Origin of the sequence: Streptomyces sp. NPDC057307, assembly GCF_042667665.1 — a bacterium.
In the GTDB taxonomy this organism is placed as follows: Bacteria; Actinomycetota; Actinomycetes; order Streptomycetales; family Streptomycetaceae; genus Streptomyces.
The window spans coordinates 1-25,420 of the sequence record NZ_JBHUZM010000033.1; the positions used below are offsets into that span (position 1 = coordinate 1).

Annotated in this window: 21 protein-coding genes and 1 pseudogene; 12 read left to right on the forward strand and 10 right to left on the reverse strand. The window is 69.5% G+C overall.

The window, feature by feature from the left end; genetic code table 11:
• Positions 1–92 precede the first annotated feature (92 nt).
• The 3 genes and pseudogenes from ACFUN8_RS15060 to ACFUN8_RS15070 all read right to left on the reverse strand — a co-directional run.
• Positions 93–528: pseudogene (locus ACFUN8_RS15060) on the reverse strand (transposase family protein); the annotation flags it as partial.
• Between the two features lie 68 nt (positions 529–596).
• The gene (locus ACFUN8_RS15065) at positions 597–1,001 is read right to left on the reverse strand and encodes a hypothetical protein (RefSeq protein ID WP_383636363.1); all 405 of its coding nucleotides are present in this window, start codon (positions 999–1,001) and stop codon (positions 597–599) included.
• A 193-nt stretch (positions 1,002–1,194) separates the two neighbouring features.
• Positions 1,195–1,458: a DUF6199 family natural product biosynthesis protein gene (locus ACFUN8_RS15070; RefSeq protein ID WP_383636366.1), complete on the reverse strand. Its 264-nt coding sequence runs from the start codon at positions 1,456–1,458 to the stop codon at positions 1,195–1,197.
• A 229-nt stretch (positions 1,459–1,687) separates the two neighbouring features.
• Here ACFUN8_RS15070 and ACFUN8_RS15075 point away from each other — a divergent pair, with 229 nt between their 5' ends.
• The gene (locus ACFUN8_RS15075) at positions 1,688–4,216 is read left to right on the forward strand and encodes a Helicase associated domain protein (RefSeq protein ID WP_383636369.1); all 2,529 of its coding nucleotides are present in this window, start codon (positions 1,688–1,690) and stop codon (positions 4,214–4,216) included.
• 121 nt (positions 4,217–4,337) lie between these two features.
• On the opposite strand, the gene ACFUN8_RS15080 is transcribed toward ACFUN8_RS15075, so the two are convergent.
• From ACFUN8_RS15080 to ACFUN8_RS15105, 6 genes are all read right to left on the reverse strand, one after another.
• Complete coding sequence (locus tag ACFUN8_RS15080) at positions 4,338–4,880, reverse strand: hypothetical protein (RefSeq protein WP_383636372.1); 543 nt, start codon at positions 4,878–4,880, stop codon at positions 4,338–4,340.
• Between the two features lie 281 nt (positions 4,881–5,161).
• Positions 5,162–5,599: a hypothetical protein gene (locus ACFUN8_RS15085; protein WP_383636375.1), complete on the reverse strand. Its 438-nt coding sequence runs from the start codon at positions 5,597–5,599 to the stop codon at positions 5,162–5,164.
• 317 nt (positions 5,600–5,916) lie between these two features.
• Positions 5,917–6,414: a peptidylprolyl isomerase gene (locus ACFUN8_RS15090; RefSeq protein WP_383636378.1), complete on the reverse strand. Its 498-nt coding sequence runs from the start codon at positions 6,412–6,414 to the stop codon at positions 5,917–5,919.
• A gap of 93 nt (positions 6,415–6,507) precedes the next feature.
• Entirely contained in the window at positions 6,508–7,065 is a 558-nt protein-coding gene (gene tpg, locus ACFUN8_RS15095; protein WP_383636381.1) for a telomere-protecting terminal protein Tpg, read from the reverse strand.
• Positions 7,066–7,072: 7 nt separating this feature from the next.
• Positions 7,073–9,304 (reverse strand): telomere-associated protein Tap, encoded by a 2,232-nt coding sequence (gene tap, locus ACFUN8_RS15100; RefSeq protein ID WP_383636384.1) that lies wholly within the window; start codon positions 9,302–9,304, stop codon positions 7,073–7,075.
• 301 nt (positions 9,305–9,605) lie between these two features.
• Positions 9,606–10,517 (reverse strand): LysR family transcriptional regulator, encoded by a 912-nt coding sequence (locus ACFUN8_RS15105; protein ID WP_383636387.1) that lies wholly within the window; start codon positions 10,515–10,517, stop codon positions 9,606–9,608.
• A 120-nt stretch (positions 10,518–10,637) separates the two neighbouring features.
• On the opposite strand from ACFUN8_RS15105, the gene ACFUN8_RS15110 reads away from it, so the two are divergent.
• From ACFUN8_RS15110 to ACFUN8_RS15120, 3 genes are all read left to right on the forward strand, one after another.
• A complete protein-coding gene (locus ACFUN8_RS15110) occupies positions 10,638–11,756 on the forward strand; it encodes an alkene reductase (RefSeq protein ID WP_383636390.1) in 1,119 nt (372 codons plus the stop codon).
• A gap of 117 nt (positions 11,757–11,873) precedes the next feature.
• On the forward strand, positions 11,874–13,913 hold the full coding sequence (locus ACFUN8_RS15115) for an FAD-binding protein (RefSeq protein WP_383636393.1): 2,040 nt from the start codon (positions 11,874–11,876) through the stop codon (positions 13,911–13,913).
• 56 nt (positions 13,914–13,969) lie between these two features.
• A complete protein-coding gene (locus ACFUN8_RS15120; protein WP_383636396.1) occupies positions 13,970–14,551 on the forward strand; it encodes a hypothetical protein in 582 nt (193 codons plus the stop codon).
• Between the two features lie 70 nt (positions 14,552–14,621).
• Here the strand turns inward: ACFUN8_RS15120 and ACFUN8_RS15125 are convergent, their stop codons facing one another.
• A complete protein-coding gene (locus ACFUN8_RS15125; protein WP_383636399.1) occupies positions 14,622–15,233 on the reverse strand; it encodes a TetR/AcrR family transcriptional regulator in 612 nt (203 codons plus the stop codon).
• Positions 15,234–15,390: 157 nt separating this feature from the next.
• On the opposite strand from ACFUN8_RS15125, the gene ACFUN8_RS15130 reads away from it, so the two are divergent.
• From ACFUN8_RS15130 to ACFUN8_RS15165, 8 genes are all read left to right on the forward strand, one after another.
• Positions 15,391–16,938 (forward strand): MDR family MFS transporter, encoded by a 1,548-nt coding sequence (locus ACFUN8_RS15130; protein WP_383636402.1) that lies wholly within the window; start codon positions 15,391–15,393, stop codon positions 16,936–16,938.
• A gap of 110 nt (positions 16,939–17,048) precedes the next feature.
• Entirely contained in the window at positions 17,049–18,323 is a 1,275-nt protein-coding gene (locus ACFUN8_RS15135) for an amidohydrolase family protein (protein WP_383636405.1), read from the forward strand.
• A gap of 316 nt (positions 18,324–18,639) precedes the next feature.
• Positions 18,640–19,575, forward strand: coding sequence for an ABC transporter ATP-binding protein (locus ACFUN8_RS15140; RefSeq protein ID WP_383636515.1), 936 nt, complete (start codon positions 18,640–18,642; stop codon positions 19,573–19,575).
• Positions 19,572–20,393: an ABC transporter permease gene (locus ACFUN8_RS15145; RefSeq protein ID WP_383636408.1), complete on the forward strand. Its 822-nt coding sequence runs from the start codon at positions 19,572–19,574 to the stop codon at positions 20,391–20,393. Before ACFUN8_RS15140 ends, ACFUN8_RS15145 begins: the two co-directional genes overlap by 4 nt.
• A 101-nt stretch (positions 20,394–20,494) precedes the next feature.
• Positions 20,495–21,877 carry a sensor histidine kinase gene (locus ACFUN8_RS15150; RefSeq protein WP_383636411.1) on the forward strand — a complete coding sequence of 461 codons (1,383 nt, stop codon included), beginning with the start codon at positions 20,495–20,497 and terminating at the stop codon, positions 21,875–21,877.
• On the forward strand, positions 21,874–22,545 hold the full coding sequence (locus ACFUN8_RS15155; RefSeq protein ID WP_383636414.1) for a response regulator: 672 nt from the start codon (positions 21,874–21,876) through the stop codon (positions 22,543–22,545). Before ACFUN8_RS15150 ends, ACFUN8_RS15155 begins: the two co-directional genes overlap by 4 nt.
• A gap of 639 nt (positions 22,546–23,184) precedes the next feature.
• On the forward strand, positions 23,185–24,411 hold the full coding sequence (locus tag ACFUN8_RS15160; RefSeq protein ID WP_383636417.1) for an amidohydrolase family protein: 1,227 nt from the start codon (positions 23,185–23,187) through the stop codon (positions 24,409–24,411).
• 323 nt (positions 24,412–24,734) lie between these two features.
• Positions 24,735–25,388: a TetR/AcrR family transcriptional regulator gene (locus ACFUN8_RS15165; RefSeq protein ID WP_383636420.1), complete on the forward strand. Its 654-nt coding sequence runs from the start codon at positions 24,735–24,737 to the stop codon at positions 25,386–25,388.
• Positions 25,389–25,420: the final 32 nt, after the last annotated feature.

Sequence of the window (25,420 nt, forward strand, 5' to 3'; positions counted from 1 at the left end):
TGCCTGGCAATACCCGCCGGTCGGTCGGAGTACCTCCGGACTACCGGCTCGGCGGACGCTCGCTGATCCGACGGGAATTGTCAGACAGGCCCTAGAACGACGAGGCGGGTGTCGACATCGATGACGACCTGGAGGTTGGTGGAGTACCGGTAGTTCTTGGGCTGTTCGGCCACCGTGTGGTCGCGGGTGGGGACCAGGGTGCCGTCCACGATGAGCACGGTGTCCTTGGCGAAGCGAAGTCGGGGCCGCAGCGCGAGCAGGGGGCCAACCTGATCGATGACCCGGTCAGCCGCGGACTTCGAAATCCCGAACAACGGGGCCAGTTGGCACATTCGTCAAGTTTGTTCGCCAGTATGTCGTGACCAGCAACACCCGGTCTTCCAGCGACAGGCTCCACGGCCGACCTCGGCGCACTGCATCAGCCCCTTCGCGGCGCAGCGCTGTGACCAACGTACAAAAACAGCGCGGGCTCAAGCCGGTGAACGGGCCTATCAAAGACGGCTCCGATGCCCTGATCACACCAGCCACATCAAGATCATCTCACCTGTGGCCAGCCGTTACGGGACAGTCCTTGGCGCGGAGACTTCAGTCCGCCATTACTGCGGGTCCGGCTCCCGGGAAGGGAACGCCTCGTACAGGGCTTCGGCATGCACCGCGTCCCACTGACTGATCAGCAGGCGCTCCGCTCCGGCGTCATGTCTGCGTAGTTCGATTTCCTGTCCCTTGTCGAACTCCACCCGCACCTGCGGATTCACGCACACCGCTTCGGCCTCGCCACGCATCATCTCGAACCAGATGTCGCGTATTCCGTACCGGAGGTCGTTACCTCGGTGACGCAGCACTCGTACCCGGCGGTCGGTCAGCAGGAGTGAAGCCCGTCGCGGCGCCAGGCCCCAAAGCGTGCGCCCGTATGTCACCGCACAGCCGGCCGTCATCCGCTCACCCTCGGGAACCCACTGCACCAGGCGTTCGCGATCCGCCGACCACTTAGCCGCTTCCATCGCTACTCCTTCTCATCTTCGAACGGCAGCGCCACTGTCGACTGCCCCTCCACCCGGAAGCAGTACATGAAGCGCCCTTCGGCCGATCTCGCGGATCAGGGCCCTCGCTCCAGCCACTCAAAGCAGGCCGGCGACACAGGGCGGATCAAGCGGCAGCCGGGGGCGGGTGAATGGCCGGAGAATCATCTGCCCGTCAAATCTGCTGTACCAGCATCCATGTCGCGAATCCCAGGAAGAGCACTCCTGTTACTCGCTGCAATGCGTAACCCTTGCTGGTGGGTTCGGTCGCATCCGGGTTCTTCACCCAACCCCGCTGCAGGTTTCTGTTCAGCTTCCAGAGCAACTGTGGGCGTAGCACTTGGATCAGTCCCATGATCAGGAAGAGGCACAGGACCGGGATGAGAGCTGGATTGCCGCCGCCGTCGGACGCGGCCTGCACTACCGCATTGCGAGTCATGCACCCCGAGTGCCCTGACGGGGTCTCAGCAAACGTGACGCACCATTGGTGCACGTGCTTCTTTTTGGAATCGAGATAGACTCTGGATTCAGAGTCCACCACTCCAGGACTCTGTCGAGGAATGTCGTGGCGATCGAAGGGTCTACTGGTGTCCTGCGGGCGAACATGCAGGTTTCTCGTATCTCACCACTTGAACGACCAGACGAAGCCCTGGGGAAGGCAGACGGATATGTCGACCACTAGCCGCGCCGATCAGCGGGAGGCCGCTCAGCGAGAGGCCATTGATGCGGTACTCCGCGCCCTCGAAATCCCCGCAAGATCACTTGTTCCCGAACGAGGGCTTCGGACACAGGTGATCATGGCGACCGGGTCCGGGAAGACCAGGGTCGCGGCCCGCAGCGCAGAAGAGCTCCGTGCGGGCCGTGTGCTGGTCCTCGTCCCCAGCTTGGACCTCCTTACGCAGACCGAGTCCGCGTGGCGCGAGGCGGGCCGTCGGGGGCCGGTGATCGGGGTGTCCTCGCTGCGGGGCGAGGATGTGTCCTTCCCCAACACCACAGACGTGGACGAGCTGGTGGAGTGGACGCGGGGACTGGAGAAGGTCACCGTGTACGCCACGTACGCCTCGCTCGGGCTCGGCACGCTGGAGCGGGCACACGCCGCCGGTCTCGCGGGCTGGGACCTGATCGTCGTGGACGAGGCGCACCGGACGTCCGGCCGGATCGGGAAGCCGTGGGCGGTGATCCACGACAACCGGAAGATCCCGTCCCTGCGCCGGCTGTACATGACCGCCACACCCCGGCTGTGGCAGGTGGACGAGGACCAGGAGCAGCAGGGTGGGGCTCCCGGTGAGCTGGTTGCGTCCATGGAGGACGACCCGGACTCCTCCTTCGGCAGCCGGGCGTTCACGTTGACGCTGTCGGAGGCGATCGACCGGGGTATCTGTGCGCCGTACCAGGTGGTGTGTGTGGACATCACCGACACCCAGCTCCAGGCCGCGCAGCTCCTGGGAGCCGAGGGACGCTCGGACCAGGTGCGTGGAGCCCGGCTCGCCGCGCTTCAGACCGCGTTGCTCAAGGCGTCCTCGGAGGAGAACTTCCGGCGCACGCTCGTTTTCCACCATGTCGTCAAGGAGGCCGAGGCGTTCGCGGCCGGCCTGCCGGGGATCGCCGTCCAACTGCACGCCAGTGCCCCGGAGCTGTATCCGGAGAGGATCTGGGCGGACTGGCTGTGCGGTGAACACAAGCCCCTGCACCGGCGGCGTGTCATCGGGGAGTTCACCGACGGAGTCGCCACGGACGGCACGGTCGTCGAGAAGTGCGTCCTGTGCTCGGTGAAGGTGCTGGGCGAGGGCATCGACACCCGTAACTGCGACTCCGTCTACTGGGCGGACGTACGCGGATCCATGCCCGACCTCGTCCAGGCCGTCGGCCGGGCGCTGCGCATGCGGCCCGGTGAGGGCAAGACCGCCTCCCTCGTCGTCCCGGTCCTGCTCGGACCCGGCGAAACGGCCGACAACATGCTCACCTCCCGCGCGTACGGCGGACTGGCGAAGCTGCTGGAAGCTCTCAGGGCACACGACACCCGGGTCGTAGAAGCACTGGCGGAGCGGCAGGCCCCGAGCGCCTACACGCCCGTCCAGGAGGCCGCGCAAGGGCAGGGAAGCCGGAGCGAGGGCAACGGAGCCGATGAACCGTCCAAGCCTGCCCGGCAGTTGCTGAAGTTCAGCACACCGCGCGACCCGGCCGCCCTGGCCGCGTTCATCAGCCTGCGGATCGTCAACCCCGAGCATCAGCACTGGAGGCGCGGGATCGAGGCCGCCGTCGTCTACGTCCGCGAACACGGTGATCTGAAGGTGCCGTTCACGTACCGCGTGCCCCGCGGCGACGACCAGGAGGTGGAAGCCCGAGGGTGGCCGGCCTCCCTGGCCGACTTTCCGCTGGGGCAGTGGATCGCCGATGCCCGGCGCTTCTACGCCCGCGGTGACATGGACGAGGGCCGCGTCGAGCAGTTGGAGAAGCTCGGGATGGTCTGGAGCCATCTCGATGTCGCGTGGGAGGAAGGCCTGGATGTCGCCCGTGGATGGGCCGCCGAACACGGTCACCTCCTGGCCCCTTTGGACGCCACCTACCAGGGTGCGAAGGTGGGCATCTGGCTCAAGAACGCCAGAGCCGCCGCCCGGAAGACTGCCGAGAACGAGCAGCGGCGCGCCGAAGGACTGCCGGTCCAGTCATCGGCATGGGCCATGCCGGAACACCGGCGCGAACAGCTTGAGGACATCGACCCCTCCTGGTGCCCACCCTGGCCGGTGACATGGCAGCGCGCCTTCCACCTCGTCCGGCTCCATCTGGAGGAGGGCGGGACGCTGCCCAGCGCGCCCGGCGAAGTCGTGCGCCAGGGCGAGGACCTCGGGCGGTGGGTGACGTCGGTGCGGCACGGGTGGGACCAGCTCACCGGCGTACAGCAGTGGATGTGCGAACAGGTCCTCGGCATCACACCCGCCACCGAGGAGGAGAAACCGGAGCCGCGCCGTACGCAGGCAGACAAATGGGCCGCCAACCTGACCGCCGCCAGGCAGTACTTCCAACGCGAAGGACACCTGAAGGTCCCACGCAAACACATCGAGACCGTGCTCTCCAGCGACGGCCGGGAGTTGCAGTTCCGCCTGGGCGCGTGGGTCGGCAACCAACGCAGCAGAGCTGCCACACTCACACCAGAACGCGTGGAGCAACTCACCAACATCGGCATGCAATGGGCATGAAGGGCACCATGCCGGTTGTAGACCGGCACAAGTACGCGCGGGCCCGGGCCGGGAAGGGCCGGGCCCGCGCGGCAGGCTCCAGGTCGGTCAGCGGCCGCCGCGGAGCGTGGCGGCTGTCGGCCTAGATGTCGCCGACGGCGAACTGGTCGATCGTCGCGGCGTAGCTGGTGACGCCGCCGAGGACACATCCGGCGCCGAGCTCGATCAGGTTGCTGGTGGTGCGGCCGTTGGCACGTGCGGTGCCGCCAGCGAAGCTGCCGGTGGCGATCGAGCCGCCCTCCAGGGAGAAGGACTGCGCGTCGCCGCGGAAAGTCGACTGGTCGATGACGGAGCGACTTCCGTCGTTCCAGTTGATCGTCACCTTGGCGTAGCCGGGTCCCACCGGTCCGGGGCAGGCACCCGTGAGAGCGGATTCGACCCGGACCGTGCCGCCGGTGATCTCCGGGTGGCTTTCGGATCGGCAGATGCCCATCTCGCCGATGGCGGCGAGCCGCACGGTGTTCTTGCTGAACGTGATGCCGGGGTCGTACTGCACGTTGAGGGAGCCGCCGTTGCAGACGATGTCACCGATGCCGGACGGGGCGGCGGCAGCGGCCGGGCCGAGAGGGGCAAGAGCGATCACCGCGGCCGTGGCAACCGCCGCCGAAATGAATGGACTACGCACGTGAGGGCCTCGTTCCAAACTGGGATGGGGCGAACGAGAGAATCGAATCCGCTTCCGTACCGGCAGGTCCGCGCCGCGCCCGACGCCCCCGCAGCGCCACTCGAACAGCCCACCACCTCTTGCCTGCAGCTCACCCCTCGCCCCTCGTTGCCGACAGCAACCGAATGAGGAGCGAGGAGCGAGAGTCGATCGTCAAGTGGATGGCGACACTGACGCTGGTGTCAGTCGGTGTCCTTGACTGTGCGCCGTGGCATTCAGCGGGTCCGCGCACAGTTCCCCGTTCATTCGACTCCCAGGACCTCGTTGCGCAGAGCGCGCAGCAGGGTCAGCGCGTCGTTGTTGTCGGCGTCGGTGAACGCGTCGATCGCCAGGAGGGTGGACCGGGCGATCCGCTCGGCGGTGGCGGGGTCGTCGCCGGCGAGTTCGGCCTGATTGTGCAGGGCGTCGGTCAGGAGGAAGACGATACGGGCCATCGGATCGGAGCTGATCGCGGAGAGGAGACGGCCGGTTTCGTCGTAGTCCGTGGTGGCGTCGATGCCGAATGCGGAGATCAGGATGCGGTGGAGCGTGTGCTGCCCGTACGCGGCCAGCAGGGCCGGCAGCGGGCGCTCGTCCGCACCGCCCGCCAGAACCGCCAGGCCGTCGTCGTCGTTGCCGACGACGGCCTCCAGCGCGGCCAGGGCCCGCAGGTGCTCATCGTCAGTCAGCTTGATGTCCATGTCACCGCAGAGTAGGCCAACGCCCCGAGCACGCAACGGACTTCGCCCCGAAACCACCCGCCCATCGAGGTTCCCGCGCCTTCTGTACGGGCGACTTCGGCGTCCGGGGTCTCTTCCGGACCGGCACTCCGGGCGGCGGTCAGTGCGTCCGCGATCTGCTCTACGACGCCACGCTCCGCGGTAGCGGTTCGTCTTCGTGAGCGAACCGTGAGCGACGTCCGTCGCGGTCCGGCCGCGACCCCGACCACGCCGCGCCGGTCAACCGGGACCGGGGCCCTCACGGGGTGTCATCCTCCCGTGAGGGGCGTAGTCGGGCGTCAGAGCTGGCCGGACGCCTCGATGGTGATCTTGGACTTGGTGCGTCCGCTCTGGCTGCCGAGCCCTTCGATCTTCGCGACCAGGTCGAGCCCGGCTTGGTCGGTGACCTCGCCGAAGACCACGTGCTTGCCGTCGAGCCACGGCGTCACCACGGTGGTGATGAAGAACTGCGAGCCGTTGCTGTCAGGGCCGCTGTTGGCCATCGACAGCAGTCCCGGCTTGGTGTGCTTGAGGGTGAAGTTCTCGTCGGCGAACTTCTGGCCGTAGATGCTCTTGCCGCCGGTGCCGTCACCCCGGGTGAAGTCACCGCCCTGCAGCATGAACGCGGGGATGACCCGGTGGAAGCTGGATCCGGCGTAACCGAAACCCTTCTCGCCGGTGGCGAGAGCGCGGAAGTTCTCCACAGTCTTGGGGACGACGTCCTCGAACAGGGCGAAGTTGATGCGCCCGGCGGGCACGTCGTCAATGGTGATATCGAAGTAGACCTTGATTGTCATGCAGCCATCCTGACACCTCCCGTCGTCCCGCCTGATCGGCGGGGCCACCGTGCGGGGCGCGCCCGGACCGGCAGCCGTCCGGGGCGCGGCCTGCTAGAGGTCGAACTCCAGGTGTTCGATGTCGGTGAAGCGGACTTCCTCCAGGGAGCCGGCGCGGGTGCCGCCGTCCTGGAAGTAGGTCTCCTTGAGCGCTTCGGCCGCGATCTCCTGGAGCCGCTGGTCGGACGCGCCCTGTTCCTGGGCCTCGAAGAGGCGGGCGGCGTACTGCGGCGGCAGGGCGACGGTCAGGTGTCGGATCCGGTCCTGGTCCGTGGAGCCGATCGGGGCCGTGTAGCCGAGGCGGGCGCGGGTGTCGATGACGATTCCGCCGGTGCTCGCCGCCTTCTCCTTGGCCCTGGCCCGGATCTGCGGCTGCCACCGCTTCCTGACCTCGGTCTCCAGGCGGGCGGCGAGGTCCGGGCGGGGCTTCTTGATCTGGTTCTTCACGTATCGCTCGACGGTGCGCTGGGACACCCGCAGCATCTGGGCGACCGCTTTCGTGCCCTTGAGTTGCTGGACCAGGTAACGCATCTGCGCCCCGGCCGATTTCGGCGTCGGGCGGGTGAACGCCTTCTGCACCGCCGCGTCCAGGCCGTCCCCGATGATGGTCATCGTCTACCTACTCCCCGTTGTCCTGGCCGGTGACGGTGCCGTCCTTGATGTACCGGGCCAGGTTCAGCTCGGGAGCGTCGAACTGCTCCCGTACGCCTTCGCCCCACAGCACGGTCTGCGTGCCCTCGTGCTTCACCAGACCGGGGTTCACTCCGAGCTTGAAGCCGCCCGGCAGTGGCTTGCCCTCCCGGTAGGGCAGGAAGTCCAGCGGGGACTCGCCGTCGACCGCGTAGACGACGCAGTCGGACAGGACCGCGACGGGGTACTGCCCGGTGAACGCCGCGTGCTTGATCAGCTTCCGGTGCAGGTTGATCCGGGTGCGGGAGATGACCGACGCGCGGATGTGCGGGTTCCACGTCGGGCGGGAGAGCGCCCGCCACGGCTGGCCCGGCTTCCACCCCTCACCGCGCGGGCGCTCGCGCAGCTTCCCCAGGCCGCCCTTCACCGTCGCCTTGACCGCCGACACCACGATCGCCAGCTCCGGGTCACGGCCGCGGTAGCCGTCCATCGCCGTGAGGAAGTCCTGCGGCGACAGGTCCGTGCCGACGCCGAGGTCGGCCATGGTGGCGAGGTAGGCGTCGCGCAGCCGGTTGTACCAAGCGTCCAGGTAGCGGCCGTTCTCGTGGCGGACGTATGCCTCGATCGGCGTGACGTCGTAGCCGAGCTCCGCCGCGTAGGCGACGGTGGGCGTCGCGTACCAGGCCGGCCCCTCGGGGCGCTCGCCCTTGGGGGTGAACGGGCTCGGCAGCAGGTTGCCGTCCAGCTCCACCCACTCCTTGCCCGACTTCACGCGCGACAGGTCGACATGGGAGAGGTCGACCAGCCAGCTCCCCGGGAGCTTCGGGTCGAACACCGGCTCCTTGACGTGCGTCGGTGGCCCGAGGCCGACGACCAGCCCGTTGGCGCCGGCGGCGAAGGCCATGTTGACGTCCAGGCCCACCAGGTGGCGGCGCAGGTAGTCGGCGTCGGTGAACGGGCGCGCCCAGTCGTACGCCTCCTCGAACAGCTTCTCCCCCGGGCCGCGGATGTGGAAGCGCGGCAGGTCCGCGAGCAGCGGGTGGCCGTCGGGGGCCTCGCACGGAGCCGGGTCGATCGGGTCCTTCCCCAGGCTGCCGGGGTTGTGTTCGGAGTGCCGTTTCCCCGTCGCGTCGGGCTCGGAGGCGCGGGTCGGCGGGTGCAGTGCGGTCATCAGTTCCAGACCGGTGACGGCGGTGGAGCCGCGTGGGGTCATCACCCTCGACGCGTACGTGCCGAGCAGCCGGGCGAGTTCCGCCGGCGGAAGCTGGCCGGCCGCGCCCCAGTGGCGGGTGTCGAGCGCCTGCCAGGACGGGACGCACAGTTGGACGCAGGCCCGCTCCGAGCCGGTGGCGGGGCGGTAGATCCGCGCCCACGGCCCGAGGCCGCGTTTCGTCAACTTCCAGTCCGCGCGGACCAGTTGTTTGATGACCTTGTGGCCCTCCGGCAGTCTGCCCGCGAGCCGCTCCTCGTCCGTGAGGACGACGGGCAGACCGTAGCGCTCAAGCGCGGCCTCGGTGAGCACGAGCAGCGGGTCGGCCGGCTTGCCCGGACCGGACAGCTTCGGCGCGCCCAGTTTGGCGTCGGTGAGGGTCCACTCGACCAGGGCCGGAATGGACTTGGCGGGCACGTCCAGGACGAGACCGCCGGTGCAGTACGCCAGCACGTGCCCGTCCTGGGCATCGATGACCGCGAGCGGGCCGTTCTCGAAACGCGGGTCGGTCGTGGCCGACGGGGTGTTGGCCGGGGCCACCTTCTTGGTGACCGGCCGTCGCGATGTCGAGTGCGGTCCGGTGGTGCTTGCCGCAGGTGGTGCGGTGACGGGGGCCGGGGCGGGGCGGGTGTTCTCGGCTGCGGTCGGGGTCGTGGTCGTGGTTACGGCCTCGGGCGCGGGCTCAGGCACGGGCTCAGGCGTGGGCTCTGTGGGCGGAGCTGACGGTTCCGCGTTGTCCTGGGTGGGCGGGGCCGCGGCCGCGTCGGCGGGGGCGGGATAGAGCTCCCCGAGCTTTTCCAGCAGCCGGGCGTAGGCGTCCCGTTCCGGGGGGCGGGGCTCGGTCTTCCCCGACTCCCAGCCCGACACCGTGGCCCGGCGCACCTTGAGCGCGGTGGCGACCTCGTCGATCGTCAGGCCGTGCGCGACGCGCAGCCGCTTGCGCTCCGCCGGGGGCGGCAGCGTGGCGCGGGACGCGAGCAGTGCGTCGACCGCGTCGAACAGCTCGGACATGGAGCACCTCCTGGCCGGGACACTATCCCATGAAGCGTACGGATCGCGTGCGTTCGCCGTACATCAGGCGCACATCATGCGTTCGATGGAGGCGGACTGTTTCTCACCTGCGACGCCCTGGTCACCCACGACCAGGTGGACGAGCTGACCGACGTGGCCCTGCTGTTGCCCGGCCACGGCCGGCCCGTCACCGGCGACTTCCGCGCCGCCACACGCGAGGCCCGGCGGGCCGGCCTGCGCTGAACGACAGCGGAGGGCGACCCGCCGGGAGACCCGAGTTCGGGCGCGCCGCCACCGTTCCTCACAGATTCTCCGCCAACCGCCGCAAAGCCGGATGCCGTTCGCGGAGCAGTTCCAGGAACGCCTCGGTGGGCGCGGCGGGGCGGCGGGTCGCGGCGGTGGCGACGTTGAGCTGCCAGGTCAGTTCGTGGTCGGCGACTCTCAGGACGTCCAGGCCCGCGTGGTCGTGGACAAGGAAGCCGCTGAGAAAGCCGATCCCCAGCCCTGCCCGGATGAAATTGACGGCGGTTCCGATGTCGGCGACTTCGAGAGTCACCTCCCTCTCCACTCCCGCGGAGGCGAAGGCCCGGTCCACGACGATGCGGTTGCCGAAGCCCGGCGGGGAGTCGACGAACGGGAACTCGGCCAGTTGTGTCAGCGAAACCTGGCCCGCTCCCGCCAGTGGATGGGTGCTGGGCACGTACAGGAGCAGGGGGGCGACGGCGAGCGGGCGGGTGTTCAGGTCGGTGGGTGAGGGGCCCGGCAGGGACAGGAAGGCCACGTCGAGCCGGCCGTCGCGCAGGTGCTCCAGCAGGCCCGCCGATCCCGCCACCGCGACCCTGAGCCGGACCGTGACCGCGGGATGTCTGGCGTGCAGCGCGGTCAGGAGCCCTGGAAGGTCGACGAGGTCGATCGAGGTGAGTGTGCCGACCGTGACCGTGCCGTGCAGGGCGCCCTGGGTTCGCTGGACGGCGTCCTTGGCGGCGCGCGCGGCGTCCAGCGTTTCCCGCGCCCGGGGCAGGAACGCCCGTCCGGCCACGGTCAAGGCGATCTCTTGGGGACTTCGGTCGAACAGGGCCGAGCCCAACTCCCTTTCCAGTGCCTTGATGGTGGCGGACACCCCTGACTGGACGACGTTCAGCCTCTTCGCCGCTCGGGTGAAGCTGGCGGTGTCGGCGACCGCGAGAAAGTATTCGAGATGGCGTAGTTCCACGCCTCTCATTATCACCTGCCGTGCTGACATTCAGCACTAGGTATCGTTGGACGTGATGGATTCCTGGCGTGACAGTGGTGGGAGCAGCTTGAACCACCAGTCACGACCAAGGAGGCGGGCATGTCTCTCCCGCAGCGGATCGAGGAGCAGCCGCTCCTCGATCCCTACGATCTCGGCGCCGGCCTGAGGCTGCGCAACCGCGTGGTCATGGCCCCGATGACACGGGCCCGTGCGCGGAATGCGGCGCTGGCCCCGACGGAGTTGCACACGGAGTACTACCGGCAGCGCGCCGGCGCCGGACTCATCGTGTCGGAAGGGACCTGGATCAGCCCCCAGGCGATCGGCGCGGTGAATGTCCCGGGCCTGTACAGCCAGGAGCAGATCCGGGCCTGGTCGGCGGTGACGTCGGCCGTGCACGCCGAGGGCGGAGCCATCTTCGCCCAGCTCGCGCACACCGGGGCCGCCTCGCATCCGGACTTCCAGCATGGACGACTGCCGGTCGCTCCCTCGGCGGTGAACCCGGGCGGGAAGGTCTTCACACCGAACGGGCTCACCGACACGATCACGCCCCGCGCGCTGAGTACGCGGCAGATCGCGGACGTTGTGGAGCAGTACCGGTCGGCCGCCGTCAACGCGCGACTCGCGGGGTTCGACGGTGTGGAGCTGCACGCGCAACGGGGGTATCTGATCGCCCAGTTCCTGAATCCGGCACTCAACCTGCGTACCGATGCCTACGGCGGCTCGGCGGAGGGCCGGGCACGGTTTCTGTTCGAGGTGCTTGACGCGGTGGTCGGTGTCTGGGGGCCGCATCGGGTGGGCGTCAAGTTCGCCCCGCACCAGGCGCTGGGCGAGTCGGACGAGGTTTCGCCCGAGGTCTTGGCCGTTCACGAGTACGTGGCCGGTCGTCTCGACGACCATTCGCCGGCCTATCTGCACCTGATGATGACGCGGCGGCCCAATGTGCGGGTGACCGAGGCGCAGCGGCTCGACTCCCTGAAACTCTTCCGGCCGTTGTATCGCGGACCGCTCATCGCGAACGCCGGTCTCGACCAGGAATCCGGCAACACCATCGTTCGTGAGGGGCTCGCCGACCTGGTGTCCTTCGCGGCGTTGTTCATCAGCAACCCCGACCTTCCCCGCCGGTTCGAACGCCGGCTCCCCCTCGCCGAGAGCGATCGCGACACGTTCTACCAGGGCGGCGCCGACGGCTATACCGACTACCCGTCCGTCATGACCTGAGGCGGGACGCACTGCGGCCCGCGCCGCGACGCGTACCGGGACCGCTTCCACCGCCCGCGCCACGCCCGCGTCAGCTCCTCCACGCGTGAAGGGAATGCCCACCCCGGCAGGATCACCATGACCACCGTTCCGGCTCCGCCGCCCGACAACCCGCCGCCGGCCATGTCGTCACGCGGCTCGAACGCGGCAGACCCGGTGGTCGGCGGGCGGATCGCCGGAAAATTCTCCGGCCGTCCTGACACTCGTCGGCGGTTCATCCGCGCCATGCCGATAGGGCTCCTGTCGTATGGCCCCATGCTGAGTTCACCGATGCGTGCCTCACTGGCCGCCCAGGTCACCGGCCCTGTCCTGGGGCCGGAGGACGACGGGTTCGCCGCCGAGTGCGCGCCGTTCAATCTCGCTGTGACGCACCGTCCCGCCGTAGTGGTGGGCGCGGAGAGCAGCGGCGATGTCCAGGCCGCGGTGCGGTTCGCGGCGGCGCACGGTCTGCCCGTCGCCGTCATGGCCACGGGTCACCAGGCGATCGTGCCGGCCGACGGGTCCGTACTCGTCACCACCCGCCGGATGGCGGGGGTCGGTGTCGACCCCGAGGCCCGTACGGCGCGTGTGGCGGCGGGCGCCATCTGGCAGCAGGTGGTCGACGCCGCCGCCCCGCACGGGCTCGCCCCGCTCAACGGCTCCTCCCCCTTGGTGGGCGTCGTCGGCTACACGCTCGGCGGCGGACTGAGCCCGACCATGGGCCGGGCGCACGGCTGGGCGAGCGACCACGTCACATCCCTCGACGTCGTGACGGCCGACGGCGTACTGCGGCACGTGGACGCCGCCACGGAGGCCGACCTGTTCTGGGCGCTGCGCGGTGGCAAGAGCAACTTCGGCATCGTCACAGCCATGGAGTTCGCGCTGTTTCCCGTCGCCCGGCTGTGGGCCGGCGGCCTGTTCTTCGCCGGTGACGACGCGGCGGCCGTCCTGCGCGCGTACGCCGATCTCACCGCCACGGCCCCCGACGCCCTCAGCTCCTCCATGGCGTTCCTGCGACTGCCGCCTCTGCCGGGCGTTCCCGAGCTGCTCGCCGGTCACTTCACCGTGCACGTCCGGATCTCGTACCTGGGGCCGGACCAGGAAGGGGAGCGACTGGTGGCGCCGCTGCGCGCGGCCGCCCCGGTGCTCCTGGACACCCTCGGCCCGATGCCGTACGAGGACTTCGCCCGGATCCACTCCGACCCGGTCGACCCCGCGCCGTTCTCGGAGCACACCGCGCTGTTGTCGTCGATGGCACCCGGCGCCGTCGACGAGATCCTGGCGGCGGCCGGACCGGCCGCGGACTGCCCGGCGCAGTTCGTCGAACTGCGCCACCTCGGCGGCGCGCTCGCGCGGCCGGCGGACAATGCCGTCGGCAACCGGGACGCCCTGTTCGCCCTGTGGATCGTGGCCATCGGCATGCCCGACGACCTCGGACCGCAGATCGCGTACGCCGATGCCTTCCTGGCCCGCGTACGCCCCTGGTCCACCGGCGGGCGCTACCTCAACTTCATCGCCGCCCAGAACACCGGGGCGAGGGAGGTCCGCGCCTCCTACGACGAGGCCGCCTACCACCGCCTGCGCGAGGTCAAGCGACGCTTCGACCCCCACAACCTGTTCCGGCTCAACCACAACATCCCGCCCGCGGAGGACCCCATGAACGACGACACACTCCAGCTCATCGTCGACCGCGCCGCCATCGCGGACGCGGTGCACCGCTACGCCGCCGGCCTGGATCACGGCGATGCCGACCTGTTCGTCTCGTCGCTGACCGAGGATGCCACGGTCGACCTGACACCGGCCACGACCAAAATCGGCCTGGAGTTCCCCGTCCTGACGCCCCGCAGGACCGTGGTGGAGGCGCTGATCCCCACGGTGGGCCCGCTGGACACGAGCCATGTGATCAGCAACATCCGTACGACCGTGGACGGCGACACCGCGAAACTGAGCTGTTACGCGATGGCCCAGCACTTCCCGGCGGGTGAGGGCCCCAAGCCCGAACGGACCAGGCACGCCCTGATGATGAACCGCTACGACGCCGATCTGGTCCGCGACGGCGAGGCGTGGCGTATCAGCCGCCTCGTCATCGACAGCGCGTGGTTCTCCGGCGACCCGTCCGTCCTGCTCCCGGGCGGCTGACCTCGCAGCGCCCACAAAGCCAGGGCTCCCAGCGGAAGCAGCCGAGTTGGACGTCAATGAACGCGGAGAAGGGAAAACACCCCATGAATGAGAACAAGGTTCTGGCAGATCTCGTCCTTTCGGACTCGACGGTTCACGCCACCGTGAGCGCGCCCATCGACCGGGTCGATCTCGCGGACTGGCTGGGGAATCTGTCCGACGAGGAGTACCAGCGTTGCGCGCCGGGCGAGCACAAAGCGTGTGCGCAAGGCATCACCGACGACGGCCGTCGGGAGACGTTGAACGTCGAGATGATCGGCACGACCCTGACGATCCAGCACGCCGTGCACGACATCTTCGAGAGGCACCACCTGCGTCTAGTGTCACTGTCGGACGCGCTCACGCCGAACGGCTGGACCACGTCGCAGGGGATCTGGGAACTGCGCGTCACGGACAACGGTGACGGCACCTGCCGGTTGAGCAACAGCATTCTCGCCCATCCGACCACGGAGGGGATGGACTTCTACGAGGCGAACGGCATCACGTTCGAGCAGGCCGCGGCGGCGCGTCAGGAGGCTTCGGACGCGCACAACCATCGGGAGACGCCGAACTACGCCGCCAGTATCACGCGCAGGGCGCTCGGCGCCCGAGGCGAGTGACGATCGCCGTACGGGCCGGACGGCTCTCGGGGCTGGCTGTCGCGCCTGGCTGTCGGGAGTCCGGTCCCGTTCAGCGGTCGGAGGCGAGAGCGGCCCAGCCGCTTTCGAGGAGGTCGAAGGCGCGAATGACGGCCTGGCGGGGGTCCTCGCTGCCACGGGCGGTGCGGGGGGCTTCGAGGGCGAAGCAGGCCAGGGCCGTACAGACGGGATCGTCAGCGGGCAGGCCGCTCTCCTCCGCGATGACCCGGGAGAGGGCGTCGGTGTGGCGCAGCCACAGGGTCTGGACGTAGTCGCGCAGGGCCGGCGTGGTGTTGACCAGTTCGAAGAACGGGGCGAAACGGGGGTCGCTCTCCGCGGCGGCCATGCGATGGCGCAGTGCGTGCTCGCGCAGCGCGGCGGGGATCGACCGGCCCTCGGGCCGCTCGCGCACGGCGGCGAGCAGGCGGGCCTCCTGGTCGGCGTCCTCGTCGAAGACAAGGGCTTCCTTCACGGGGAAGTGCTTGAACAGGGTGGTGGTGGAGACGTCCGCGGCGTCCGCGATCTCGCGGATGCCGACGTCGTCGTACCCACGCTCCAGGAACAGGCGCAGCGCGGCGTCGGCGATGGCCTGGCGGGTGGCGGCCTTCTTGCGCTCGCGGCGGCCCATCGGCGCCGCCGGGGTGGAGGAGTCTGTCTGGGGCATGCGCACGACTTTACCTCAAAGGTTGCGCAACTTCAAAAGTGCATCGGTTGCACTTAGTGAGTCGGTGTGCTTTTCTGGGGAAGCGGTCGACGGCACAACGTCCCGCTCCTCGCTCCCCGTCTTCCTCCTCCCTGTTGCCTGAAAGGAGTGATCAGCCATGTCCAAGGCCGAATCCCTCCCCTCCGCCCCGCCGGCCGTGCCGAAGAACGTGCGCTGGGTGCTGCTCGGCGTCATGCTCGCGATGCTGCTGTCGATGCTCGACAACATGGTCGTCAGCACCGCGATGCCCACGATCGTCGGCGAACTCGGCGGCCTGGAGCACATCTCCTGGGTCGTGACCGCGTACACCCTCATCACCGCCGTCAGCACCCCGGTCTGGGGCAAGTTCGGTGACCTGTTCGGCCGCAGGCCCATGTATCTGGCGTCCATCGCCGTGTTCATGGTCGGGTCCGCCCTCTGCGGGGCGTCCCAGTCCATGGGCGAGCTCATCGCCTTCCGCGTCGTGCAGGGCATCGGTGCCGGCGGCATCGGCGCGGGCGCCTTCGCGCTGATCGGCGCGCTGGTACCGCCCCGCGAGCGCGGGAAGTACCAGGGCATGACCGCCTCGGTCATGGCGATCGGCACCATCGGCGGGCCGCTGCTGGGCGGGTTCGTCACCGGCCACTTCGACTGGCGATGGGCCTTCTACATCAACCTGCCGCTCGGCCTGGTCGCCCTGGTGTGGCTGTGGCTGAAGCTGCACGTGCCCGCCACGCGTATCAAGGCGAGGATCGACTGGGCCGGCATCAGTCTGCTGACCCTCTCCATCACCGCGATCGTCCTGGCCGCCACCTGGGCGGGCAGCACCTATGCGTGGGGCTCCTGGCAGATCCTGTCGCTCGGCGCCCTCGCCGTGATCGCGCTCGCCGCGTTCGTCGGCGTGGAGAAGCGGGTCAGTGAACCTCTGCTGCCACTCAGTGTGTTCACCGGCCACCGCAACTACCCGCTGGCGATGGTCATGACCCTCGCCGCCGGTGTGGTCATGTTCGGCGCGGGCCTCTATCTGCCGCTGTTCCAGCAGAACGTCCAGGGCGCCTCGGCGACCGACTCCGGCCTGCTGATGCTGCCGATGATGATCCCCGTCGTGATCGTCTCCACCATCGCCGGAAAGATCATGTCCGCCACCGGGAAGTACAAGATCTTTCCCGTCGTCGGGACCGTGTTCCTCACCGTCGGGCTCGGCCTGCTGGCCACCATGGACGCCGACACCTCATTCGCGCTGACCGGCCTGTACATGGTCCTTGTCGGCATCGGCCTGGGCTTCACGATGCAGATGGCCGGCACCATCGCGCAGAACAGCGTCTCCCTGCGCGACATGGGCGCCGCGATGAGCTCGGCCAACCTCTTCCGCAGCCTGGGCGGATCCCTCGGCGTCGCCGTCTTCGGCTCGCTGTTCACCCGCGCCGTCCAGCAGGGCCTGCCCACCGGCGCCGACCCCGACCCGAACGCCTCGCGCGACCTGCCCGCCGGCGCCAGGGACGCCTACCTCACCGCGGTCACGGACGGCACCAGCCACATCTTCCTCACCGCCGCGATCGTCTGCGCCCTCGCCTTCATCGCCGCGCTCGTCGTCATCGAGGTCCCGCTCAAGAAGGCCGGTCCTCCCGCACCCGCCACGACCCACGAGAACACCCCCGAGACCGTCACCGTCGCCACGGCCGACTGACCTCACCCCCGCGCACGGCAGCACAGTGCCGCGAGACATGAGCTGCAATGCATGCGCCGCGAGACGTGCACCACAAGACATGCGCCGCGAGATATGAACGGAGCACCACCATGAACACCTCCTCCACCCCCCGTATCGGGGAAGCAGCCACGACCGTCGCCGTCGTCAACGCGCGAGTCTTCGACGGCGACCGGACCCTGGAGGCGACCACCGTCGTCTTCGACGACACCGGCATCCTCGCGGTGGGCGGGGACGCCCCCGAAGGTGCGCAGGTGGTCGACGCCGCGGGCGGGACACTGCTGCCCGGCCTGATCGACGCCCACGTTCACACCAATGCCGAATCCCTCGCCCTGGCGCTGCGGTTCGGGGTGACCACCGAGCTGGAGATGCAGGGCACGCACACCGCCCACAACCGCGCGCACATCACCGACGACGACACCGTGGCGGACGTACGCTCCTCCGGATTCGGCATCACCCCGCCGGGAGGCCACCCCAGCGAACTGTTCCCCGAGGGCTTCCGCCCCGGACCGCCGCCCGGTGCGAACGCCGGAGCCAAGCCGTCGGGGCCGGCGCCGCTGATGCCGTTCTCCACGACCCCCGAGGAGGCGGTCTCGTTCATCCCGCAGCTGATCGAACGCGGCTCGGACTACATCAAGTTCATGGTCGACGACGGCTCCGTCGAGGGCCACCCGGGCCTGCCGATGCTCGACCGGGCGACGTTGAACGCGGGTGTCGCCGAAGCCCAGCGGCACGGCAAGCTCACCGTCGCCCACGCCCTGACGATCGAGGCGACCCGGATGGCGATCGACGCCGGCATCGACGGCCTGGTCCACCTGTTCATGGACGGCCCCCACACCGACGAGATCATCACCCTGATCCGGGACTCGGGTGCCTTCGTCGTACCGTGCGTCGTGCTGAACGCCTCCATGATGGGCATCACCGGCGACCGGCTGGCCGACGACACACGTGTCGCCGACCGCCTGGACGACGCCTGGATGAAGACCCTGCGCAGCAGCTTCAACCACTACCCGCAGGGCAGGATCACCGACGTACTGGGGTCCGTGCGCGCCTTGCAGGACGCCGGCGTCGACCTTCTCGCCGGTACCGATGTGTCCATGCCGATGCCGTTCCTCGGCGGGCTCGCCCACGGCGCAAGCGTCCACCACGAACTGCAGTACCTCGTGCAGGCGGGCCTGACCCCGGCGCAGGCGCTGCGCGCGGCCACCTCCACCACCGCCCGGCGCTTCGGCCTGAGCGACCGGGGCCGCATCGCGGTGGGGCTACGTGCCGACCTGCTGCTGGTCGACGGGGACCCCACCACCACCATCGGCGACACCCTCAACACCCGGGCGGTCTGGCGTCGTGGGGTCCGGCTGGCCGCCTGACCACTGGTCGTACGCCGCCGGCCACCGTCCTGGATCGACCGAGCCGGATGGTTCGAGCCTGATGGTCCGACCTGAACCGGCGACCTGATCCGTCCGACCTGAATCGGCGACCCGAATCGTGCGCCGTGGATCGTGTGAACGGGCCGGCGGCTCATCCCGAAGTCCCCCTGGGCCGCGGTACCCCGGTATCGCGACCGGCCGTGAATCAGCCCGTGGTACCGGGTGCCGGGCCGCTCGCCCTTCCTACTGTCGGGGAAGGACCGGCGGACGAAGTACTCCCGGGACTGTCCACGCGTCGGACGACAGAGGAAGCATGATGATCGAAGTAGAGCGGCTGAGCAAGAAGTACGGGGAGAAGACCGCCGTCGACGGGCTGGACTTCACCGTCAAACCCGGCGTGGTCACAGGATTCCTGGGGCCCAACGGCGCCGGGAAGTCCACCACCATGCGCATGATCGTGGGTCTGTCCACGCCCACCAGCGGGTCGACGAAGGTCAACGACCGTCCCTACGCGGCGCATCGGGCACCTCTGCGGGAGCTGGGCAGCCTGCTGGAGGCCAAGTCGATCCACCCCGGCCGCTCCGCCTTCGACCACCTCAACTCCCTCGCGCTCACCCACGGCATCTCCCGCCGCCGGGTGCGTGAGGTCATCGAGCTGACCGGCCTCGCCCCGGTCGCCCGTAAGCCCGCCGGCGCGTTCTCCCTGGGCATGGGCCAGCGCCTGGGCATCGCCGCGGCGCTGCTCGGTGACCCGCAGACGGTAATGCTGGACGAACCCGTCAACGGGCTCGATCCCGAAGGGGTGCAGTGGATCCGTAACCTCCTCACCGGGCTCGCGGCCGAAGGACGTACCGTCTTCGTCTCCTCGCACCTGATGAGCGAGATGGCACAGACGGCCACCGCCCTCATCGTCGTCGGCCGGGGCAGGCTTCTCGCCGACACCACGGTCGACCAGTTCATCCTCGACGCGGGCGGCCACAGCGTGAAGGTCGTCACCGCGGAACCGAACCGGCTGCGGGACCTGTTGCTCGGACCGGACGTGGAGATCACCGGCGCCACGGGCTCGGGGGAACTCCGTGTCACCGGCCTGGACGCGCGGCAGATCAGCACGACCGCCTTCGAGTACGCGATCCCGGTCTACGAACTGACCCCACAGGCCGTCTCCCTCGAAGATGCCTTCATGGCCATGACCGGTGACGCCGTCGAGTACCACGGCACCACCGCCGGCACCCCCCTCAGGAGCACCGTATGAACACCCTGGTCACCGAAACCGCTCCCGCGGGGCCCCGACCCGCCGCCCACAGGGTCACCGGCACCCGCGTGCTGCACTCGGAATGGGCCAAGCTCTGCTCGCTGCGTTCCACCTGGGTCACGCTGGGACTGACACTGGTGGTCCTGATCGCCTTCGCGTTGATCTTCGCCTCGTCGTACGCGCCGGACGAGGAGGGGCCGATGTCGGACATCGGCGACGGCGTCGCCGTGGCTCTCGGCGGGATCAACTTCGCGCAGCTGACGCTGGGGGTGCTCGGCGTCCTGGTCATGGCGGGCGAGTACTCCACGGGCATGATCCGCTCCACCCTGTCGGCGGTCCCGGCCCGCCTGCCCGTCCTGTGGTCCAAGATCGCCGTGTTCGGTGTGCTCGCCTTCGTCGTCAGCACGGTCGCCGCGTTCGTGGCGTTCCTGCCGGCCCAGTCCATGCTGAGCGGCTCGGGGATCGAGGTGGGCCTGTCCGACGCGGGAGTGGTACGCAGTCTCCTGGGCGCCGGGGTGTCCCTGGCCCTGATGGGTGTGCTGGGCGTGACGACGGGAGCCCTGCTCCGCTCGGTCGCCGGTGGCATCGGTCTGCTGGTGGGTCTCCTCATGCTGCTGCCGTTCTTCTCCGATCTGCTGCCCACCGCCCTGAACGAGACGGTGAGTCCCTATCTGCCCGGCAACGCGGCGGCCTCGATGTTCACCCTCCACCCGGCAAGTGACAGCCTCAGCCCCGGAATCGGCCTGGTGGCCCTGGTGGGCTGGGTGGCCGTCGCGGCGGCCTGTGCCGCGTGGCGACTCAAGCGTTCCGACGTGTGAGCGGCGCGGGAGCGCGAACAGATCCCGGCCGCCACGACCGCTCCCCGCGGTCGCGGCGGCCGGCCGCCTGGGCGGGTCACCTTCACAGAGAGCGGGAAGCGATGGAGTCGGCCCACGCACGGCGGGGGGATCTGCTCCCGCCCGAACTCGACGTACTGCGTGGCAGTGCCCTGGTGCGGCGGGCCGCGGGCTGGGCCGGCGCCCTGCGCAAGGTGAGCCGCGAACACCCGGTGCACTTGGACGTCCTGCTGGCACTGCTCGTGCTGGCGAGCGGGCTCCTCGATCTGTACGACCCCAGCTCCGGGCCGGTGCCGGACGTGTCCGTGGAGTCCCTGGGCCCGGGGACCTCCGTACTGGTCGCGGGCGCGATGGCGGGCCAGGCGCTCCCCCTTGTCCGGCGTCGCCGGGCCCCGTCCGCCGTGCTGGCGACGGTGCTGTTCTGCTGCCTGCTCCAGTGGTTCCTGTCCTCCGACTTCGGGACCGCCATCGGCAGTCTCATGATCGCCCTGTACTCGACGGCCCGCTACGGCCGGATCAGGAGACTGCCGTGGTCGGCCCTGTGCGCCACGGCAGCTCTCGGCGTCATCACCCTCTGGGTCAAGCCGTTCACCGAGCAGACCCTGTACGCGCTCTTCTTCTCGTACTGCGCCGCCACCGCCGCCCTCGCCGTCGGCCTGGTCTTCCGCGTACGGGAGGGGCAACTCACCGCCCTGGCCGACCGGGCCGCGCAACGGGAGGTCGACCGCGAGCAGCGCGAGCAACTCGCCGTCTTCGCCGAACGCGCCCGCGCCTCACGGGAGATGCACGACATCGTCGGCCACCATCTCGCTGTGATCATCTCCCTCGCCGACGGCGCCGCGGCCGGCTCCGACACCGGTCGCGGGGCGGAAGTCCTGCCCATCATCGCCGGCACCGGGCGCCAGGCGCTGAGCGAGCTGCGCCGCGCGCTCGGCGCCCGGTGTGAGAGCCCCGGCGAGCGGGAGGCCACCGAGGGCCTGGCTCCGCAGCCGGGAACCGCCGATCTCGCGGGGCTGCTTGAGCGCGCCCAAGCCGCCGGTCCGCGCATCTCCTACCGCACGGAGGGCGATCACCACGTCGTGTCGCCCGGGGTCCAACTGGCCGTCTACCGCATCGTGCAGGAAGCCCTGACCAACTGTCTCAAGCACGCGGGACCCGACACCTCCGTCCAGGTGGCCTTGCGCGTCACCGGCCAGGAGGTGGATCTGCGCATACTCGACAGCGGTCCCCCGGCGCCGAGACCGGTGGCTGCCACCACCGACCGCGCCGACCGTGCCGGCCGCACTCATCGCACCGACCGCGACGGTCACGCTCACCGCACCGGCCGCGGGCTCGTGGGCATCGCCGAACGCGCAGCCCTCTGCGGGGGCCGAGCCGGCGCCGGGGCGACGGCGAGCGGCGGCTGGCTCGTGCACGCAACCCTGCCCCTTCTGCCGCCGCCCGCACTCGGAGAGAACCCCCTATGACCACGGTCCTCGTCGTCGACGACCACGCGCTGCAGCGCCTTGGATTCCGCATGCTTCTCAATGCCGACCCCGGCACGGACGTCATCGGGGAGGCCGCGAACGGTGCCGAAGCCGTACGACAGGCAGCCGAACTGCGCCCCGATGTGGTGCTGATGGACATCCGCATGCCCGGCGTGGACGGTATCGAGGCCACCCGCCGGATCATGGCGTCCGGCGGCCGGTCCCGTGTCCTCGTGGTGACCACGTTCGACCTGGACGAGTACGCCTACGGTGCGCTGCGCGCAGGCGCCAGCGGGTTCCTCCTCAAGGACGCCCTGCCGGGTGAACTCACCGCCGGCATCCGCGCGGTCGCCGAGGGAGACGCCGTCGCGGCGCCGGCACTGACCCGTCGGCTGCTGGACACCTTCGTCCGGCAAGGCCCGCAACCGGGCGACCGGGCCGGTGGCACGGACAGCGACCCCCGGCTGGCCGGACTCAGCGAACGGGAGGGCGAGGTCCTGCTGGCCATGGCACAGGGCCTCACCAACAGCGAGATCGCCGCCCGGCTGGTGCTGGCCGAATCCACCGTCAAAACGCACGTCAGCAAAGTCCTCGCCAGGATCGGCGCGCGCGACCGTGTCCACGCCGTCATCATCGCGTACGAGGCGGGACTCGTAGGAACTCGCTGACCGGGCGCGCCTATTGACCGGTCGGCCTGTTGACCTGACGGGCCGCCGGCCCATCGGCCCGTTCACCTGACGGCCCGCTGACCCACGGCCCGCTGCCCCGCCGCTTCCCGCGCCGGCCCGTGGCAGCCGGGAGACCCGTCGCCCCTTCCCGTACGACGGCCGGTCTCCGCCCACGTACACCCTCAGGCACTGCGTCCCCCGGCGTCCCCCCGGCGCCCGCCGGTGTCGGCGGGTCGTCATCCCCAAGTCCCCTCGCGGTCGGTACCCCGGTACCTTGCCCAGCCCCGAATCAGCCCCGTGGTACCGAGGGTTGGGCCGCTTCCTCTTCTTACGCTGAGGGCAAGGCCGCGGGCGGACACACGCTCGAACATGCCTCACCACGAGAGCTTGCGATCGCGTCTGCAATGCTCCCCCGCCCCCACCGACGGGTCACCGTTCCCACACCACCCGGGCGTGGAACGGCGCCGGCCCGATCCGGCCGGGGGTCTCAAGCGAAAGGGCTGTCCTATGTGCGGGATCCATCGCCGTACTTTGCTGAAAACCGTCGGCGCTAGCGCCGCGGTCGCCGGAGCGTCGGCGCTGACGTCCGGCTGCAGCAGCGAGAACGACACCAAGGCGCCAAGCCGGAAAAGCTCCGGGATGACCTCCATCGAAAACGTGAGGATCTTCGACGGAGAGCGCGTCATCAGCGCACGTACTGTCGTCATCGAGGGCCACAAGATCGTCCAGGTCGGCGGCAAGACCCCGAACGGCGCCACCGTCGTGGACGGTTCCGGCGCCACGCTGATGCCCGGCCTGATCGACGGCCACACGCACACCTCGGACGACGGGTTGAAGAACGCGCTGCTCTTCGGCGTGACCACCGAACTCGAAATGCAGGGCGGGGGCCACGACCCCAAGAAGATCGACAACCGCGACGACCTCGCGGACGTCCGGTCGGCCGGCACCGGGCTCGGGGCGCCCGGCGGCCACCCGGCTGAACTCTTCCCCGAAGGGGGTCCGCCCGGTGTCCCGACCGGTGCGGACACGGAGGACGGGTCCGGTCCGCCGCCGGACGAGGGGGTTTCGAACCCGCAGGAGGCGATCAAGCTCGTCCGCCGGGTCGTCGCGGACGGAGCCGACTACGTAAAGATCATGATTGAGGACGGTTCGACTCTCGGCGCGCCCAACCTGCCCGCCCTGAGCAACGACACGATCGTGGCCGGCGTGGCCGAAGCGCACAAGCTCGGCAAGATGGCGGTGGCACACGCACTGTCCGTGCGGGCCTTCGAGCAGGCGATCGACGCGAAGATCGACGGCCTGGTCCATCTCTTCATCGACCAGCCCGCCGACGCCAAGATCGTACGCAAGATCGCGGACGCCGACGTGTTCGTCACCGCGTGCCTGTGTCTCAACAGGTCGATCATGGGCGAGACGGGCGCCGAACTCGCCGCCGACAAGCGTGTGAGCTCCAAGCTCAGCAAGGAGTGGCTGGACACCCTGCGCCACGGCAGCCTCAACCATTACCCGGAAGGAAACTTCGACGACGTCCTCGGGAGCGTCCTCGCGCTCCACAAGGCGGGGGTGGACATCCTGGTCGGCACCGACGTCTCGGTGGCCGTGCGCTACCTCGGCGGACTCGCCCACGGCGCCAGCGTCCACCACGAACTGCAGCTCCTGGTCCGGGCGGGACTCACCCCCGCCCAGGCCCTGCGGGCGGCCACCTCCGTCCCCGCACGCCGCTTCAGCCTCAAGGACCGGGGCCGCATAGCGGAGAACCTGCGCGCGGACCTCCTCCTGGTCGACGGCGACCCCACTCGTAACATCTCGGACACTCTGTCCATCCGCGACGTGTGGCGCCGAGGAGCCAGACAGCCCGGCCACTGACACAACCGCCGGCTTCACCGGGCGCCGGGCGTGTGCCGTGCCCGGCGCCCGGCGCTCGTAGCGACCATCCCCGTTGGCGCGGGGATGGTCCGTCCGGACCTCCTGCGAACGGCGCTCCTCCGGGTGGTCGTGAGCACGATGTGGTCATGAGCACGATCTTGCCGGGAGGTGCGCTCGGGCGTCCCAGTCCGGGGAACTGCGCGGCGTTCGAGTGTTCCGGCGGCGTGGGCGTGGTCGAGGGCGGCCGGCATCGAGGACTACGAGCGTATGTCTCGACGCACATGAGGGATACGAGCGTAACCTTCACGGCGTAAGGTGATGGCATGGAAGCCACCGGAACGCCGGCCTCGGCCGCACCGAGACAAGGCCGCGCCCGCAACCGTCGCGGCGAGGGCGGGCGCCTGCGTGAGGAGATCATCACCGCCGCGGTGGAACTCCTGGACGAAGCGGGCGACGAACGCGCCATCACCCTGCGATCGGTCGCCCGCCGGGTCGGGATCGCCGCCCCCTCGATCTACCCGCACTTCCCCGACCAGCCGGCCATCATGCTCGCCGTCATGCAAGGAGAGTTCGCGGACCTGCGGGACGGCCTGCGCTCCGCGGTGGAGAACGCCGGGGACGACCCTCGTCGGCGGATGTACGCCGTGTGCGACACCTATCTGGATTTCGCCCAGGTCCATCCCGAGCGCTACCGCACGATGTTCGGCGGCCTCTGGATGCCGGATCCGGACGACAGTTCCGTGACGAAAGAGGATCTGGCCGCTCTCGGCGACGAAACCATGCGGATCCTCATCGACACCCTCGCCGACTGCGCCGCCGGCGGGCAGTCCACCAGCACGGACCCGTCAAGCGACGCCGTCGCGCTCTGGCTGGGACTGCACGGACTCGCACATCAGCGAGCCCTGGCCGAGGCCCTCCCCTGGCCCACCGACATCGCCGACCGGATCATCACCGCGCTCGCCCACCTGAACACGTGAATCCCGGGTGCAGGTGATCTCGAACCTGGCGA

Coding starts and splice junctions, on each gene's coding strand:
- ACFUN8_RS15065 (WP_383636363.1), bottom strand. CDS start 1,001: ATGGAAGCGGCTAAGTGGTCGGCGGATCGCGAACGCCTGGTGCAGTGG.
- ACFUN8_RS15070 (WP_383636366.1), bottom strand. CDS start 1,458: ATGACTCGCAATGCGGTAGTGCAGGCCGCGTCCGACGGCGGCGGCAAT.
- ACFUN8_RS15075 (WP_383636369.1), top strand. CDS start 1,688: ATGTCGACCACTAGCCGCGCCGATCAGCGGGAGGCCGCTCAGCGAGAG.
- ACFUN8_RS15085 (WP_383636375.1), bottom strand. CDS start 5,599: ATGGACATCAAGCTGACTGACGATGAGCACCTGCGGGCCCTGGCCGCG.
- ACFUN8_RS15090 (WP_383636378.1), bottom strand. CDS start 6,414: ATGACAATCAAGGTCTACTTCGATATCACCATTGACGACGTGCCCGCC.
- tpg (WP_383636381.1), bottom strand. CDS start 7,065: ATGACCATCATCGGGGACGGCCTGGACGCGGCGGTGCAGAAGGCGTTC.
- tap (WP_383636384.1), bottom strand. CDS start 9,304: ATGTCCGAGCTGTTCGACGCGGTCGACGCACTGCTCGCGTCCCGCGCC.
- ACFUN8_RS15110 (WP_383636390.1), top strand. CDS start 10,638: ATGTCTCTCCCGCAGCGGATCGAGGAGCAGCCGCTCCTCGATCCCTAC.
- ACFUN8_RS15115 (WP_383636393.1), top strand. CDS start 11,874: ATGACCACCGTTCCGGCTCCGCCGCCCGACAACCCGCCGCCGGCCATG.
- ACFUN8_RS15120 (WP_383636396.1), top strand. CDS start 13,970: ATGAACGCGGAGAAGGGAAAACACCCCATGAATGAGAACAAGGTTCTG.
- ACFUN8_RS15125 (WP_383636399.1), bottom strand. CDS start 15,233: ATGCCCCAGACAGACTCCTCCACCCCGGCGGCGCCGATGGGCCGCCGC.
- ACFUN8_RS15130 (WP_383636402.1), top strand. CDS start 15,391: ATGTCCAAGGCCGAATCCCTCCCCTCCGCCCCGCCGGCCGTGCCGAAG.
- ACFUN8_RS15135 (WP_383636405.1), top strand. CDS start 17,049: ATGAACACCTCCTCCACCCCCCGTATCGGGGAAGCAGCCACGACCGTC.
- ACFUN8_RS15140 (WP_383636515.1), top strand. CDS start 18,640: ATGATCGAAGTAGAGCGGCTGAGCAAGAAGTACGGGGAGAAGACCGCC.
- ACFUN8_RS15145 (WP_383636408.1), top strand. CDS start 19,572: ATGAACACCCTGGTCACCGAAACCGCTCCCGCGGGGCCCCGACCCGCC.
- ACFUN8_RS15150 (WP_383636411.1), top strand. CDS start 20,495: ATGGAGTCGGCCCACGCACGGCGGGGGGATCTGCTCCCGCCCGAACTC.
- ACFUN8_RS15155 (WP_383636414.1), top strand. CDS start 21,874: ATGACCACGGTCCTCGTCGTCGACGACCACGCGCTGCAGCGCCTTGGA.
- ACFUN8_RS15160 (WP_383636417.1), top strand. CDS start 23,185: ATGACCTCCATCGAAAACGTGAGGATCTTCGACGGAGAGCGCGTCATC.
- ACFUN8_RS15165 (WP_383636420.1), top strand. CDS start 24,735: ATGGAAGCCACCGGAACGCCGGCCTCGGCCGCACCGAGACAAGGCCGC.